Below are 15,424 nucleotides of genomic sequence, written 5' to 3'. Positions count from 1 at the left end.
AATCTTACAAAAAATGATGTTTAACTTACAAAGTTGAAAGAAATAAATAATAACAAGCTATAGTTAATATGAGTTTTATTTTTAGCGGGAATAGATTATAATTTTAAAAATGAACTATGATAAAATAGAATATATCAAATAACGCAGATTATAAATTGTAAAATGAGACATAAGTCGTTAGCATAATAGAAATCTAAAATAATTAGGCGGGATAAAAGTGAAAAAAGAGATCTTAGAGTGGATTGTGTCTATAGCAGTTGCACTTATCATTGTAGGTATAGTTGTTAAATTTATTGGAGTTACATATTCAGTTTCGGGAGATTCAATGTATCCAACATTTAAAGATAGAGAAAAAGTAGTAGTGAGTAAAATTTCCAAAACGTTAGACCATATTGATAATGGTGATATCGTTGTCTTTAAAAAAGATAAAGATAGAGACTTTATTAAACGTTTAATTGGTAAACCTGGAGACAAAGTTGAGTATAAAGGTGACCAACTATATGTTAATAATAAAAAAATTGATGAGCCTTATTTAAAATATAACAAAGAGCATAAAAATGGTAAGTATCTGACAGGTTCTTTCAAATCGAGTGATTTGCAAAATGCTAATGGTGAGACGAAGATTCCTAAAGACAAATATTTAGTGCTAGGTGATAATCGTCAAAACAGTTTAGATAGTCGTTTTCCACAGGTAGGGCTTATTGATAAAGAACAAATTGTAGGTAAAGTTGTGTTACGTTTCTGGCCATTTGGTGAGTGGACAACAAAATTTAATCCTGGAACATTTGATAAGTAAATAATCAAAAGTAAGCGTACAATCTATGAGTAACAAAATAGATTGTACGCTTTATTTTTTGTCACATTTTGCTATAAAGATGATATAATGTTTTATAATTACATAATTGTATCAGGAGAAAATTAAATGAAAGTATTAAAGAATTATCAAAGTGTATTTATTATCTTATTTTTCTTACTTTTAAGTGCCATTACGCCATTAAGTGGTGATGATTGGACTTGGCGCACGCATGTTGGGATGGATAGATTAAAAAGTTTCTTTTATGACTATAATGGACGATATATCAGTAATATTATTGAGATTATCTTTGTGCGTTCAAGTTTTATTAGAGTGATAGGAATGACCATTTTTTCATCATTATTAATTTTATTAATGAGTCGTTTAGCATATAAGAAACGCGCGTTACAAAAAAGTATTGTCACATTAATTATTGTGATGCTTATGCCAACTCAGATTTTTGCTGAAACATTTGGATGGGTAGCAGGATATGTAAATTACGTAACTTCAGCTGTTGCCATGCTTTACTTTGTATTGTTGGGGCAGGCTATTGTTAATCGTCAATGGAAAGTTACGCTATTAAATGTTGTGCTAAATATTATTTTGGCAATTTTATCGATGTTACTTGTGGAACATGTAAGCTTATATTTATTGTTTGTCACTGTTTATTTTAGTATTATTTATTATTTAAAATATAAACGTATTTCTAAATATCTAGTCTATGGTTTTGTTAGTTTGTTTATTGGAGCTATAGCAATGTTCTCAAATAAAGCATATTATTCAATTGCTACAGCAAAAGATGCTTATCGCACGGTAGGAACAGATCAAGGCTTATTTAATGCGATGTTAGATATTTATTATACGCATAATATGTATTTGATTCCGCTTATTTTTCTAGCATGTGTTTATGTTGCTAAGAAACTGAATCGCATTGATAAAGTGAATGTGATATTATTACTCGGCATGTTTTTAGGAACGGTATATTTATTCTTTAACCATCGTAACTTAGAAGTACCACACCCTAGCATGACGCACATTGTAGCAGGTATATTATTTATTATTTACCTTGGTGCTTTTATAGGATTTGCTTTATATAATTTTTATCAAACATCACGTTTCGACATGTTAGTGCTGTATGCTTTAAGTACATTTGTCTGTACGGTACCATTTTTCTTTATCACACCATATGGTGGTCGTACAGCATTAGCAAGTTTAATCTTTGTTCTATTAATTGTGTTAACCATGGTAGATGAGGTGACACCAGATGTTACCTTTACTTATAGTAATTGGATCAATGTGGGATTGATTGTGACGTTAGTCGTTACGATATTATTACCAATCGGTGAAAATAAGAAAACTGAAATGGAACGTACTCAAATTGTTGAACATCTACCTAAAAATGCGAAAACAGTGGAGTTACCGGGCTTGCCATATCCACAGTTTCATCATATGGGAGACCCAACTGAAAATACCTATATGACACCATTTTTCAAATTGTATTATGGCATTGACTACAAAAAAACAAAGTTTATTATTAAAACACACTATCATTAATAAAAAATAAGTATTTATAAAAGGGAGCGGGACAGAATTCATTATGAATTTTTAGTCCCGCCCCGGCAAGGTTGACTAGGATTGAAAAAGCTTGGCATTAGCGTATTTTCAATCCAGTCAACTAATGCCAATATAGAACTCAGAGCCTAAAATATAATTTTGTCCCAGACTTTATTATATATTTAAAATGTATATAGATTAGTTTATTGGATTACACGGTTTCTTGACCACGTTTGTTCCAAGTTAAAATAAAGCTGAGCATAGCTAAAATGCTAACAATGGTTAATAAGATAAACCCAGCATCCCAGCCCATGTGATCAACAATAAAACCGAGTACGATGTTAGCCATCACTGCACCAAACAAATAGCCAAATAAGCCAGTTAAACCAGCTGCTGTACCTGCAGCTTTCTTTGGTACATAGTCTAGTGCTTGAAGGCCAATGAGCATAACAGGACCATAAATAAGGAATCCAATCATAATTAATGAGATATTATCTAACCAGGCATGTCCTGGTGGATTTAACCAGTAGATGAGTACAAAGAAAGTAACACCTAGCATAAACAAAAATCCAGCTGGTCCACGACGTCCTTTAAAAACTTTATCAGATAGATAACCACAGATAATTGTGCCAGGTATTCCAGCCCATTCATATAGAAAATAAGCCCAACCAGAGCTTTTAAGATCAAAACTTTTTTCTTCACTCAAATAAGTAGGTGCCCAATCAAGCACACCATAGCGTACAAAATAAACAAAGATATTGGCAAAGGCGATAGCCCAAACCCATTTATTATTTAGCACGTACTTAAACAAAATATCTTTTGTAGTGAGTTCAGTTTCAAATGTTTCTTTCTTAGACGTCGGGTAGTCATCTTTATAAACTTCTATTGGTGGCAATCCTTGTGATTGCGGTGTGTCACGAACTAAAAAGAAGGCAATAATAGCTACAATGATGGCTAATAATGCAGGAAAGATAAACGCACCTTCAAACCCTTTTAAATAGCCTAAATGATATTGTGCTGTCACAAAAATACCCCAAGTTGCTAGTGGCGCCATTAATCCACCACCGATATTATGTGCAACATTCCAAATTGCTGTTTTACTACCACGTTCACTCACACTATACCAATGCACGAGTACACGACCAGACGGTGGCCATCCCATGCCTTGGAACCAACCATTGAGAAATAATAAAATGAACATAATAAGAATACTAGATGTGAAAAATGGTACAAATCCTAATAATAAGTTCACAACGGCAGTAAGGATTAAGCCAACTGTTAAAAAGATACGTGCATTGCTTCTATCACTTACCGTCCCCATCACAAATTTACTAAATCCATAAGCAATAGAAACAGCAGATAATGCAATACCGAGTTCTGCTTTACTAAATCCTTGTTCAATCAAAGCTGGCATTGCTAAAGAAAAGTTTTTGCGCAGTAAATAATAGCCTGCATAGCCAATAAAAATGCCTAAAAATACTTGCCAACGCAAACGCTTATAAGTTGCATCAACATCACTTTGTGGAAGTTGTTGTTTAGCTGCTGGCGGCTTTAAAAAGTTGAACATTTCAACACCCCTTTATTAAATTTACAAATACTTAACATCATCTTAATATAATTTTCTTGGTAATGGAATAATATTTTTATAATAAAAACAAATTAGTTATTAAAATATTATCGGTTAAAAATACATAATAAAATATATGGATGGTGGTCGAGAATGAGGTAAGGATATGTTAGTATAATGATAATTTATTATTGTATGTTAAAGGGAGCATGATGAAGATATTTGATTTTCAAGTCAATAATAGTATTCATTTCGAAAGATTAGAGATTGCTGAAGTAGATGCGTTATATCAACCTGTTGATTAATTTAGCTAATCATTATTTATAAATCATGGAGGGATAATAATGATATTTGGATATAAAATAGATGAAAGTATTAGTTTGAAAATACTAGAACAACGTGAAGCACCCCTTCTTTTCAAACTGGTAGATTCAAATCGTGAGTATCTATCCGAATTTTTACCTTTTGTTGAATACACAACAACAGTTGAAGATAGTAAAAAGTTTATACGTTCGGCGCTACAACAATTTAGTGATGGCAATGGCTTTCACAGTGGGATTTGGTTCGATGGAGAACTTGTCGGCGTCATTGGATTGCATTATTTGGACTTAGTTAATAAAAAAACATCGATAGGATATTACTTAGCAGAAACTTTTCAAAAGAAAGGGATTATGACTAAATGTACTGAAGCTTTAATTCGTTACATTTATGAGGAATTTGATGTAAATCGTATCGAGATTTGTATGAGTACCGATAATAAAAAAAGTCAATCAATACCTCAACGTCTTGGATTCACAAAAGAAGGTACTTTAAGAAGCAATGAAAGATTGCACGGAAAATTCTCTGATAGTTATGTATATAGTTTGTTGCGAGAAGAGTATGATCATTCATTATCGTTAAATAATTGAGAATTTTTCATGGATAAGTGTCATCATTTATGGGAGCGGGACAGAATTCATTATGAATTCTTAGTCCCGCCCCGGCAAGGTTGACTAGGATTGAAAAAAGCTTAGTATAAGCGTATTTTCAATCCAGTCAACTACTGACAATATAGAGTTCATAACTTAAAAATAATTATGTCCCAGGTTCTAAACGATAACGTTCATTGCGCCTAGAAATAGAGAATTAATTAAGTGTGGACGTTTCACATTATCCGCAATCCCAAGTATACATGTAATCATCAAATTTCAAAGCTAAGAGATCTTCGGGCTTAATAAAGATGTTACCAATTCCTAAATCTCCCCACATAATTTTAGCATTGCCTTTTTTTGTAGAATCAATCTGTAGTAAGAGCGTATCATATACTCTTAATTCTTTGTCATAAGCTCTTGGGTCTGCTTGCATAAATAGTGGATAGCCGCCTAGCTGGTTGCTTGGCTCTTCAGCAGAGAACGTATTAAATACAAGTTCCATTAAATCATCATAGCCATCAAACATTGATTCTAACTTAAATGAAGGGTTAACTTTATTCCAGATTGAGCGTAAATCTTCATCATATCTATAATCAGAAGAAGATACTGTTTGTTCAGTAAGCTTGTATTCTATTGAAAACGTTCCATCAAATGGAATATTCTCTTTATCAAACGCCAATGAATCCATATGAGCACGTATGTCTTCAAATGTTAAATTCGTAACTGGGTCTTTAATATAAATAAGACTTGAATTTGGATTGTCATTTCCTTTTTCATCAGACAAACCATACATTTCATCCTGTGCACTAATCCAGAATTGTATTATTCCTTCTTTTACAGGAAATACTTTTTGTTCTTCTGGAAGTTCGCTTAAGTTAATCTGTGCTAACAAGGCCATAGGCTCAGTATTTTCATCCAATGGAATATCATCCACTGACTTCAAAAATGGAACTCCACCAATCTTACTTTTAAGTAAAGTTTCATCTTGCATTTCAGATAGTTCCATTTTAATGCATGGACGTACCGGCAGATTGCTCTGCTTCACCGATTCGACAAAGCGGTTATAAGCCGTCTGTTCTTCTTCAGGAAGATGGCTGACATCTTGAATGTTTAGCATATGAACAGCTCCTTCTGTATGAATTAATACAATGCCATTATAAAGTAAAAGCATATCACTGTATAGTTTTGTATGCGCTAACGCATCCCTTGGATAGGTGCTTCGTTAGGTTCAAGTATACCCAATATTATTATATGAAATTTGGGATAAACAAACGATAAAGGTAAATGATGTTATTTATATTGTGCAAGTGATTCCGATAGAAATACCTTTTTACAAGAAACGTAAGTAAAATTATGTTACATTTGCAGTGGTTGTTAGATATGTTTGAATAAAATTAAAAGGAGAGTTTTATAATGAAAAAGAAGCTAGCAACAATTATTGCAAGTACCATTATCCTTTCTCCATTAGCATTTAATTTGCCAAACGACATTAATCTAGTTTCACAAAACAATCACACCGCACATGCTGAAGGTAAAGTTCTTTCTAAATACACGCTTAGCAAAGGTGAGGTTAAATCAATGGCGTCATCCATGCCTAAAAAATATAAAAATATTAATAAGTGGGCAGGCATCGTATCAGAATTATTTGGTAAATATAGCATTCCTGTAGAAGCGTCAATTTTAGCTAGCAACCACGCACAGAAAAAGACAGTTGACACTTTTACGTCAGCAGCAAAGCAAAATAAAAGAATTCAAGTTATTATTAAATCAGGCCCAACACCAAACCTTAATACAGTTGAATATAAAATTGTAAAATAAACGATACACTACGATTAGCGATGAAAAATTCTGTTAGAATAAATTTTTCATCGCTATATTGCGTTTTATAATAATGTAAGAAAGCAAAAAAAGGTGTGTTTCCTATATTTCTCAGGAAATACACCTTTGAATTTATGTACTAATTTAGAAATTATTAACTCACTATACGAAAAGAGCCTTTTTATTAAATTACCCTGTCGTTCCCTCATGCAATTCAACTGGAAAAATATACTCTTGATGCGTAGCCTTATTGTGAATTCTTTGCTCTAAGATGTCTATGGCTTTATCCGCAATTTGACTGATAGGTTGGATGATTGTTGTTAAGTAAGGATGCATATATCTCATGAGTTGAGTTCCATCATAACCAATCAATTTCAAATCGTCTGGTATTCGTTTACCGAGTACTTGGGCAAGATGATAGATTTGAATAGCATCTGTATCATTGGAGGCAAAGATGCCATCAACGTTAGGATGTTCTTGAAAAATACGATTAAAAATTGCTGATTTTTCTTCGTAGCCTAAGCTAAAATCAACAGTATAGGTCACTGGTGATAAACCATGTTTATGCATCGTTTGTTCATAACCGGTTTGTCTTAGATTGGCAGGCGTATTCACATCAATAGGCCCATTGGTATGAATGATATGACGCGCGCCTTGTTGGATAAGACGTTCTGTAGCAATAATACCACCATTAAGATTGTCTGAACGAATATCTGGTATATCTTCGTTCATAACTCTATCAATGGCCACAATCGGTAAGTTTCTATTATTGTATTGTTCAATACCAATATTATGCGTGCCAACGATCAGTGCATCTATTTGGTTTGATAATAATTGATTAATATAATGACGTTCTTTTTCTGGATTATTCATTGAGTTACCAATTATAACGATATAACCTTTATCATACAGCCTTTTTTCTAATTCAAAGATAAGTTCACCAAAGAATGGGTTGGCAACCGTTGGAAAGAGCAAGCCAATTATATTTGTTTTTTGTTGATAGAGTTGGCGAGCTGCGGAATTTGGTTGATAATTCAACTTTTGCATTGCATGATAAACCTTATCTTTCGTTTCTTGACTTATATAACCTCGGTTATTTAGGACACGTGATACCGTTGTTTTAGAGACTTGCGCGAGCTCAGCAACATCTTCTAATTTAGGTTTCATTGTGTGACACTCCTACTCCATATAGATTATTAACTTTATTATGCACTTTTCATAACCAGAATGCGATACAAATGAAACAGAAGCGGGATCAAAGTTAACTTTCGATTGTATACACAACGTTGACTTCGTAATCCCGCTTCATAAAACAATGAGATATGATTATTTTTTATTGTTTTGATTTAATCAAATTGGATGGCGTTTTCTGCTAGTTCATAAATATGAGTATTAAGTTTGATAGGTGAATCTGCAGAAACCCATATCTTAGGGGCAGTTTCGCTATAGAATCTTTCTGTAAATACAGCTTCACCATCATTAATAAACAATTCTACTGAACTTGTATCAATATAAATTTGAAGTTTAAGCTGAGCTGATGGTTTGATGGTTGTGTATCTGCAATCATTTAAATCATTACGGTATAAGGTAAACTTACATTTTGTTGCGTAGTCAACAGATAATAATTCACTTTGCTGACTCGTCAATTGAAGTTTAAAGTTCTGTTGAGGAAGTAAAAGATTAAGTTCAACTTGTTTCATACCTTCTGATAATAGCGTACGTTCGCTAACTGTCATCGTATCATGTACACCTTCATCTTTACGCAATTGCTTTAATTCTTCGATAGGCGTCATGTATAAGTGGCCATGATTTAAATGAAGTTCACGTGGTAATGTCAGTGCACCTGACCAACCATCTTCTTTTTCAGGCATATGGCTTTCCCACATAGCCATCCAGCCAATTAAAATGCGTCTACCATCAGGTGTTTGCATCGTCTGAGGTGCATAAAAGTCATGACCATGATCCAGTTCTTTGAAGTTATCACGTGTAAATCGATGGTTGTCATAATCAAAATCACCCACGAAATACCCATTTTGGAATAAATTTAAATATTGTTCTTCTTCTGCATCCATGCCTTGTGGTGAAAAGAGTAAGACATGCTGACCGTCTAATTCAAATAAATCTGGACATTCCCACATATAACCTTCGATTTGTTGACCGTTAGACATATCAACAGGACCAATGTAATCCCATGATAATAAATCGTGTGAGCGATAAAGAATAATACGTCCTAAGGATTCGTTATTTTGACTGCCAACAATCATATAGTAGTCATCTCCGTGTTGCCAGACTTTCGGATCTCTAAAGTGGTGTGTATTATCTTCAGGTGGCTTAGGAATAATCGCATTATGTTGATATTTGGTAAAATGTAGACCATCTTGTGAAAAAGCCATGTTTTGATTTTGCCAAAAATGATCGGGGTCATTATCACCATAATAGTGATGGCCGGTATAGAATAAATATAAAGTGTCATCTTTAACAATACCGGTACCTGAGAAACAGCCATCTTTATCTTCTGTATCTCCTGGAGTTAAAGCGATAGGTAATGTTTCCCAATGTACTAAATCTTTACTGCGCGCATGTCCCCAATGCATTGGCCCCCATTCAGGCGCATAAGGATAATGCTGGTAAAAGATATGATAATAGCCATTAAAATAGGAAAAGCCGTTTGGATCATTTATCCATCCTGATTTAGGCATAATATGATAGCCCAAACGATATCTATCATTTGAAATTGCATTTGTATTTTGCGTCTCCATTTTTATTAACACTCCTTAATTTATTCTCTAATAAAAGGATCTCCAAAGACATATTCGTCATCTTTTCTTAATGTAACAAAGGCAAAAACACCTGCCAATAAGACGATTGAAGAGATAACAAAGAATGTCGGTTGATAGCCAATATGGTCTCTTAATGTACCGAGTGGACCTGATAATATCACTTGACCAACTTGAGCAGATACGTTGTAACCTACCATGTATATAGTAGCGGATAATTTTGTATCAAAATGCAAGGTAATATATCTGAAAATCGGCAAAATAAACAGAGGAACTTCTAAAGCATGGAACATTTTTATAAATGATACACTAATAGGTCCTTGAGCAATGCCACATAGGCCAATACGTAAAAACATAACAGTCGCACCTAAAAGTAACGTTTTACGCACACCAATTTTTGACATGATAATTGGCACAATACCCATCATAATTGCCTCTAAAAATACTTGTACAGAATTTAATGTGCCGTACATTTGCTGCCCTACACTAGTAGATGAAAATAGTTTCGTATAGAAATCAGGAAACATTTGCTGGTCGAATATCGTATAGAAAGACCATGAAAATGTAATAAATATAATAATAATCCATAAGTCTTTTACTTTTAATAATGATAAGATACGATGCATTGATGGAACGGCTTCATCTTCGTTATCCTCAATACGTTCCTTAGCATTGATTTCTTCATCAGATTTCCAAAAGATGATGGTTAATAATAATATTAAACCAAGCAATGAGCCTAACCAGAAATTTAAATGTGGATTGATAACAAATGTGAAACCGGCAACAAGTGCCATTACGGCATATCCGAATGATCCCCATGCGCGTGCTTGACCGTAATTAAAGTTAAAGAAACGACTGAATCTTTCTCCAACAGCTTCATATGCGCCCACAGCCGCTAAAAAACCACAAGATAGGAAGATAGCACCTAAAGCAACACCTAACCAAAAGACATTTTGAATCAATGGTGCGTAAAGCCAAATGAAAAATGGTCCAACGAAAGTTGAAAAGAGCGAACAGAAAATAAGCAATGACCGTTTGATAACTAATTTATCTTGGATAATGCCATAGATGAACATCAATATGAGTGTGACAAAAGAATTGGCCGAATATATAGTACCAACCTTTCCGCCAGTTAAACCTAAACCGTTGCTATCTGAAGTAAGCCAAATTTGGAAAAATGACCACCAAATACTCCATGAAGCAAAAAAGAGCATGAACATTAATGAACTTTGTAAATAAGATTTGTTTTTAAAGGTAGCTATGAAATGTGTAGGTTTCATAATAGACCTCCTTATATCATTTTAGAAAACGCTTTCTTAATTTAGTTAAAGTGTAATCGCTTTCTAAAAATATGTCAACCGGATGACATATAATGTTTAGATGTAAGGATATACAAATTTAAACTTCCGGAAGTCTTAGCGCGCTTTTAAATTAAACGATGTTATTGAACTCATTGCTGTTTAACAGCTTTACTAGAATGCATACACATCATAAGTACGTCGAGCATTTGAATCGTGTTACACTATAATCGATGTAAAAAATAAAAAGGAGAATTACAATGGGTTATCATGCTTTAATTATTGAAGATGATATAGATATCGCACATATTTTATCGCTTACTTTGACAAAGATGCATATTAAAACGACGTTAAATTTTTCTGGACAGGAAGCAATAGAAACGTTAGAAAAAGACCAATTTGATTTAATTCTATTAGATTTAATGTTGCCAGAGGTAAGTGGAGAAGAAGTATTAAGCTATATTAAAGCACATGCCAACAGCAGAGTCATCGTTATTTCTGCTAAAACAGATGTAGAGGAGAAGGTACGTTTGCTAAGCAGTGGCGCCGATGATTATTTAACCAAACCGTTTGATACAAAAGAATTAGCTGCACGGATTGATGTACAATTGCGCAATTTGCAACAGATGCCACGTCAAGGTGATATCTTAACGTGGCGAGATCTTACGATAGATAAACAAACAAGAAAGGTGCAAGTTAAAAATCAGGTGCTCAATGTTACTAACACTGAATACGATATTCTATGTTTATTTATGTTGACACCCGAACAACCGATTTCTAAGCAAAAAATCTATGAAAATATTCAAGGTATCTATTTAGGTGATGACAATACAGTGAATGTACATATTTCTAATATTAGAAAAAAATTAGCTGCCTTCAGTGATGAATCTTATATTAAAACGGTATGGGGTATCGGTTTTATGCTTGAATAACAATCTTTATACTTTTTTTATATTTTACTTAAAGGACTTTAAGTATTTTCAAGTTAAAGTAAAGGTAACATTATAAGAGGAGATGATAATGTGAGCCTAGTTATTCAAACACAACAGTTAAGTAAAAAATACAAAGGTGCTCATGGCTTAATGCCAACGGATTTTAAATTGTATCAAGGTCAAATTTGCGCACTTATTGGCCGAAATGGCGCGGGAAAATCGACATTTTTTAAATTATTAGCACATCAAATTGAACCAGATAGTGGACAAATTGAGCTATTTGGACAGCAGGCAACAATTAAGCAACAAACGCGTAAGCGAATTGGGTTTATGATTGAACAGCCAACATTTATTGGCCGTTTTACTGCGTTTCAAAATCTAAAATATTTTAGTATTCAAAGAGGAATGTCGAGCAATCATCATATCCATGAAGTATTGCGAACGGTAGAACTTGATAATGTGACAAAAAAATTTAAAGCCTATTCATTAGGTATGAAACAGCGTTTAGGCTTAGCGTTGGCACTGTTGAATGGACCTGATTTATTAGTGTTAGACGAACCTATTAATGGCCTTGATGCACAAGGAATAAAAGATTTTCGTAATTTAATTTTACGTTTAAATCAAGAGCACGGTATTACCATTTTATTATCAAGCCACATTTTAAGTGAATTACAACAAGTGGCACAGCGCTTTGTCTTTATTGACCAAGGCCAAATCATGCAAGATATAACGAAAGAAGAACTCAATCAACAAAGTGCCAAGCAACTAGTTATGACTGTCGATGATACAGCACATGCGGCACAAGTGCTTGAGGAGCATATTCCAGGTGTGAAATACAACGTGTTACAAGATGATACATTAATCATTTTTGAAAGTCAGATAAAATATAGTCAGATTAATACACTAATGTTCCAACATGGTGTGACAGTATATGAATTAAGCATGCAATCAGCGAATTTAGAAGATTATTTCTTGAAAATGAATCGAGGTGGCAAGAATGATTAACTATCTTAAAAGTGAAAACTATCGGTTGACACATAGTAAAGGTATTTATTTATATACTGCTATCATTTCTGGATTAATTATTTTAGCGGCACTCACGCTTGTGAATTTTGGTCATACGACAAATAATTTTCCATATAGTAGAGCAAAATACCTTTACGGTAATGTTATTAGTGGGGCTATACCAATTATGTTTGTTGCTTCAGCTATGAATTTGCTCGTCAACAGTAGAGAAAATAGACAAATAATAAAACAAAGTCTATCATTTGATATTTCAAAAGGAATTATTTATTGGTCTAAGTTTCTATTATTCTTAGTGTATTTTGTACTATTATGTGTGATTTGTATTCTTGTGACCATTGGCATGGGCCTAACAGTTTTTAATAAAGACATGAAGTCATTACATGATTTTGTTATATCTATTTGCAATATGGCGCCATTGGTTTTTGGTGCGTTAGCATTAGTACACGTGTTGAATAGCTTGAAAATAAATGGTATTTTTTCAATGATTTTAACGCTAATTATTTACTACTATAGTGCGGGACTCTTACGTCTTTTAAAATATATTGATAAAGAATTTATTATTATTTATAAAAATTCTCCAATGCATGGATTTAAAAATATACTTGAAGAATACCTTAATGGCATGAGTACGTTTCATGTGGAATATTGGTTTTTAGGTATAGGTTTAAGTATCGTTATTTTAGCTTTAGGGCGATGGTTAGTGAATAAAGTAACGTATTAAATGATAAGTAAGGTGAATGGGTATGTTGATCTTTATAATAATCGTGTTGATTATAGGGATATTATTTTTAACTTATAAATACTTAGCACTCAAACGCGATGTGTCGCAACTGACGATACAATTGCAACAGTTGAGTCAAGATATTTCATCAAATCAACGCTTGCGTACAACAACACAGTTTCATGAAATGCAACAATTAACTAAGGCATTAAATCATATGTGTGATGAATATAAGCAACAACGTATCCAATTTAGAAAAAAAGAACTGATGTTGAATCAAGAAATCACAAATATTTCTCATGATTTACGCACACCATTAACAGCCATTAAAGGATATTCTGAACTCTTCACAGACGATATTGAAGTGACCGAGCAGAGACGCTATTTGAATATTATTAAAAATAAAACAACAACGCTTATCGAGACAGTTAATTTATTCCATGAAATTACGAAACTAAAGTCGTTAGATTATGAACTTAAAGTCGAACCAGTATCATTAAACACAGAGATAGAGCAAGTTTTCTTGTCGTATTATGCACAATTTACTAAACAACAACTTGAAGTGCGTTTCAATTTGCAACGTGTTTCCAACGTTAAGTTAGATTTAGCGGCCACGCGACGAATATTGACGAATTTAGTTCAAAATATTTTGCGCTACGGTAAAAGTTTTGTTGATATTTGCATCTATGAACAAGAAGATTTTGTAGTAGTGAAGTTAGCCAATGATACAGATGAAGCTTTAACGGATGAAAATATACAAGATATATTCAAGCGTACCTATACACTTGATAAAAGTCGTCATCAAGGTAGGACGGGCATTGGGTTATACATTATTGCACAATTAGTTGAAAAACAAGGTGGAAATGTAAGCGCAAATATTAAAAATGACCTCTTTACGATAACAATGAAATTTCATAAAGGATAAAATATAGATATCATTAATTAAATTAAAGGAATAAATATGAATAAAACATGGTATAAGAACAATAAATATACATTGAGCTATATGATAATTTTTGGTGTCATCTTGTCATTTATTTTTGGGATACCATTAGGAACAGGGTTTGGTGTCGCAATTGGTGTCTCAACGGGTGTCGCACTTGGACAAGCAAAGCAAGTTAGTGTAGGGGCCCCAACAAAGAGGATTTCGAGAAGAAATTCGTCCAGCAAAGCAAGTTGGGGTAGACACAAGCACAGTAAAACTGACTAAACCAGTTTTTTCTAACAAAGAAAGCTGGAGTGGCTCAAGCTGTCCTCTAAGAAAGTGTGCCAATCATTCAGCGTATTAATTAAAGCAGAGTCGGGACATTATTATGTTTTAGGCTATGAACTAAATATTGGCAGTAGTTGACTAGATTGAAAATACACCGATACAACCTTTTTTCAATCCTAGTCAACCTTGCCGGGGCGGAACTATGAATTCATTATGACATCTGTTCCGCTCTTTTTTTAATGCTTAATTTAATTGAATTTGTTGAATGACATCGCCAAATGCTTCTTGTTTTATTAAAGGCTGTGTCAACGTAATCTGGTGACCATCAGGATCTTTAAGCGTCAATTCATAGGCATTCCAAGGTTTTAGAGTTAATGGCTCTAGGATGTTTTTGGGAGATACACGAGCTGCAACAGCGTCAATGTCATCAACTAGTAGATTAAGGTAAATCGCGTTACCAACATGCCAATCTGTATCGTTAGTTATAAGCATAATATCTTGATATTTAGCTAAACGCAGATGATTCATAAGCACTTGTTGCTTATCATTTCTAAACTTGAAGACACTTTTGAATCCGAGTGTTTTGCTATACCATTTTTCGGATTTAGCTATGTCTTGCACACAAAGTTTATTAAACATTGGCATAAGATAAAATTCCATATGTCTCACCTCCTTCTGATGTTTAATATAAAGTATGACGTAACGTCAATATCAATAGATAAATAAACGAACAGCTTGCTAACAATATTGTCATATGCCATAAAGACAACATTTTCGTCTGTATAATTAAAAAAGATATTGAGTTATAACAGAA

The 15,424-nt window shown here is 33.4% G+C and carries 15 protein-coding genes; 9 read left to right on the top strand and 6 right to left on the bottom strand.

Translation table 11 applies throughout. The features are described 5' to 3' along the window. The first annotated feature begins 217 nt into the window (after positions 1 to 217). A complete protein-coding gene (gene lepB, locus HMPREF2864_RS04650) occupies positions 218 to 796 on the top strand; it encodes a signal peptidase I (protein WP_070545241.1) in 579 nt (192 codons plus the stop codon). 126 nt (positions 797 to 922) lie between these two features. Next, positions 923 to 2,347 carry a DUF6056 family protein gene (locus HMPREF2864_RS04645; protein WP_070545240.1) on the top strand — a complete coding sequence of 475 codons (1,425 nt, stop codon included), beginning with the start codon at positions 923 to 925 and terminating at the stop codon, positions 2,345 to 2,347. A 211-nt stretch (positions 2,348 to 2,558) separates the two neighbouring features. On the opposite strand, the gene glpT is transcribed toward HMPREF2864_RS04645, so the two are convergent. Next, positions 2,559 to 3,914 carry a glycerol-3-phosphate transporter gene (gene glpT / locus HMPREF2864_RS04640; protein WP_002461068.1) on the bottom strand — a complete coding sequence of 452 codons (1,356 nt, stop codon included), beginning with the start codon at positions 3,912 to 3,914 and terminating at the stop codon, positions 2,559 to 2,561. Between the two features lie 344 nt (positions 3,915 to 4,258). On the opposite strand from glpT, the gene HMPREF2864_RS04635 reads away from it, so the two are divergent. Next, a complete protein-coding gene (locus HMPREF2864_RS04635) occupies positions 4,259 to 4,822 on the top strand; it encodes a GNAT family N-acetyltransferase (RefSeq protein WP_002479217.1) in 564 nt (187 codons plus the stop codon). Between the two features lie 241 nt (positions 4,823 to 5,063). Here HMPREF2864_RS04635 and HMPREF2864_RS04630 read toward each other — a convergent pair whose 3' ends face one another. Further along, positions 5,064 to 5,942 (bottom strand): YwqG family protein, encoded by an 879-nt coding sequence (locus tag HMPREF2864_RS04630; protein ID WP_070545238.1) that lies wholly within the window; start codon positions 5,940 to 5,942, stop codon positions 5,064 to 5,066. A gap of 296 nt (positions 5,943 to 6,238) precedes the next feature. Here HMPREF2864_RS04630 and HMPREF2864_RS04625 point away from each other — a divergent pair, with 296 nt between their 5' ends. After that, positions 6,239 to 6,643: a hypothetical protein gene (locus HMPREF2864_RS04625; RefSeq protein WP_002461071.1), complete on the top strand. Its 405-nt coding sequence runs from the start codon at positions 6,239 to 6,241 to the stop codon at positions 6,641 to 6,643. 189 nt (positions 6,644 to 6,832) lie between these two features. On the opposite strand, the gene HMPREF2864_RS04620 is transcribed toward HMPREF2864_RS04625, so the two are convergent. The 3 genes from HMPREF2864_RS04620 to HMPREF2864_RS04610 form a co-directional block, all read right to left on the bottom strand. Beyond that, positions 6,833 to 7,810, bottom strand: a complete 978-nt coding sequence (locus HMPREF2864_RS04620) for a LacI family DNA-binding transcriptional regulator (RefSeq protein ID WP_070545236.1) — start codon at positions 7,808 to 7,810, stop codon at positions 6,833 to 6,835. 179 nt (positions 7,811 to 7,989) lie between these two features. Then, a complete protein-coding gene (locus HMPREF2864_RS04615; RefSeq protein ID WP_070545234.1) occupies positions 7,990 to 9,402 on the bottom strand; it encodes a glycoside hydrolase family 32 protein in 1,413 nt (470 codons plus the stop codon). Between the two features lie 20 nt (positions 9,403 to 9,422). Next, positions 9,423 to 10,700: an MFS transporter gene (locus tag HMPREF2864_RS04610; protein WP_002479222.1), complete on the bottom strand. Its 1,278-nt coding sequence runs from the start codon at positions 10,698 to 10,700 to the stop codon at positions 9,423 to 9,425. Positions 10,701 to 10,978: 278 nt separating this feature from the next. Between HMPREF2864_RS04610 and HMPREF2864_RS04605 the strand changes: the two genes are divergently transcribed. The 5 genes from HMPREF2864_RS04605 (at position 10,979) to HMPREF2864_RS04585 (ending at position 14,607) form a co-directional block, all read left to right on the top strand. Further along, the gene (locus HMPREF2864_RS04605) at positions 10,979 to 11,650 is read left to right on the top strand and encodes a response regulator transcription factor (protein ID WP_002461077.1); all 672 of its coding nucleotides are present in this window, start codon (positions 10,979 to 10,981) and stop codon (positions 11,648 to 11,650) included. Between the two features lie 90 nt (positions 11,651 to 11,740). Further along, on the top strand, positions 11,741 to 12,655 hold the full coding sequence (locus tag HMPREF2864_RS04600) for an ABC transporter ATP-binding protein (protein WP_002461078.1): 915 nt from the start codon (positions 11,741 to 11,743) through the stop codon (positions 12,653 to 12,655). After that, positions 12,648 to 13,397: a membrane protein gene (locus HMPREF2864_RS04595; protein ID WP_002492056.1), complete on the top strand. Its 750-nt coding sequence runs from the start codon at positions 12,648 to 12,650 to the stop codon at positions 13,395 to 13,397. Before HMPREF2864_RS04600 ends, HMPREF2864_RS04595 begins: the two co-directional genes overlap by 8 nt. Positions 13,398 to 13,419: 22 nt before the next feature. Continuing rightward, complete coding sequence (locus HMPREF2864_RS04590; protein WP_002479225.1) at positions 13,420 to 14,322, top strand: sensor histidine kinase; 903 nt, start codon at positions 13,420 to 13,422, stop codon at positions 14,320 to 14,322. A gap of 36 nt (positions 14,323 to 14,358) precedes the next feature. Further along, positions 14,359 to 14,607 carry a hypothetical protein gene (locus HMPREF2864_RS04585; protein ID WP_070545233.1) on the top strand — a complete coding sequence of 83 codons (249 nt, stop codon included), beginning with the start codon at positions 14,359 to 14,361 and terminating at the stop codon, positions 14,605 to 14,607. A 246-nt stretch (positions 14,608 to 14,853) separates the two neighbouring features. Here the strand turns inward: HMPREF2864_RS04585 and HMPREF2864_RS04580 are convergent, their stop codons facing one another. Next, positions 14,854 to 15,270 carry a VOC family protein gene (locus HMPREF2864_RS04580; protein WP_070545230.1) on the bottom strand — a complete coding sequence of 139 codons (417 nt, stop codon included), beginning with the start codon at positions 15,268 to 15,270 and terminating at the stop codon, positions 14,854 to 14,856. Between the last annotated feature and the right edge of the window lie 154 nt (positions 15,271 to 15,424).

The sequence above is a fragment of the Staphylococcus sp. HMSC059F04 genome (assembly GCF_001812565.1).
Taxonomy (GTDB): Bacteria; Bacillota; Bacilli; order Staphylococcales; family Staphylococcaceae; genus Staphylococcus; species Staphylococcus lugdunensis.
This window is presented reverse-complemented; position numbering and strand designations above follow the sequence as displayed.

Coding starts and splice junctions, on each gene's coding strand:
- HMPREF2864_RS04615 (WP_070545234.1), bottom strand. CDS start 9,402: ATGGAGACGCAAAATACAAATGCAATTTCAAATGATAGATATCGTTTG.
- glpT (WP_002461068.1), bottom strand. CDS start 3,914: ATGTTCAACTTTTTAAAGCCGCCAGCAGCTAAACAACAACTTCCACAA.
- HMPREF2864_RS04595 (WP_002492056.1), top strand. CDS start 12,648: ATGATTAACTATCTTAAAAGTGAAAACTATCGGTTGACACATAGTAAA.
- HMPREF2864_RS04625 (WP_002461071.1), top strand. CDS start 6,239: ATGAAAAAGAAGCTAGCAACAATTATTGCAAGTACCATTATCCTTTCT.
- HMPREF2864_RS04630 (WP_070545238.1), bottom strand. CDS start 5,942: ATGCTAAACATTCAAGATGTCAGCCATCTTCCTGAAGAAGAACAGACG.
- HMPREF2864_RS04645 (WP_070545240.1), top strand. CDS start 923: ATGAAAGTATTAAAGAATTATCAAAGTGTATTTATTATCTTATTTTTC.
- HMPREF2864_RS04585 (WP_070545233.1), top strand. CDS start 14,359: ATGAATAAAACATGGTATAAGAACAATAAATATACATTGAGCTATATG.
- HMPREF2864_RS04620 (WP_070545236.1), bottom strand. CDS start 7,810: ATGAAACCTAAATTAGAAGATGTTGCTGAGCTCGCGCAAGTCTCTAAA.
- HMPREF2864_RS04605 (WP_002461077.1), top strand. CDS start 10,979: ATGGGTTATCATGCTTTAATTATTGAAGATGATATAGATATCGCACAT.
- HMPREF2864_RS04580 (WP_070545230.1), bottom strand. CDS start 15,270: ATGGAATTTTATCTTATGCCAATGTTTAATAAACTTTGTGTGCAAGAC.
- HMPREF2864_RS04610 (WP_002479222.1), bottom strand. CDS start 10,700: ATGAAACCTACACATTTCATAGCTACCTTTAAAAACAAATCTTATTTA.
- HMPREF2864_RS04635 (WP_002479217.1), top strand. CDS start 4,259: ATGATATTTGGATATAAAATAGATGAAAGTATTAGTTTGAAAATACTA.
- HMPREF2864_RS04590 (WP_002479225.1), top strand. CDS start 13,420: ATGTTGATCTTTATAATAATCGTGTTGATTATAGGGATATTATTTTTA.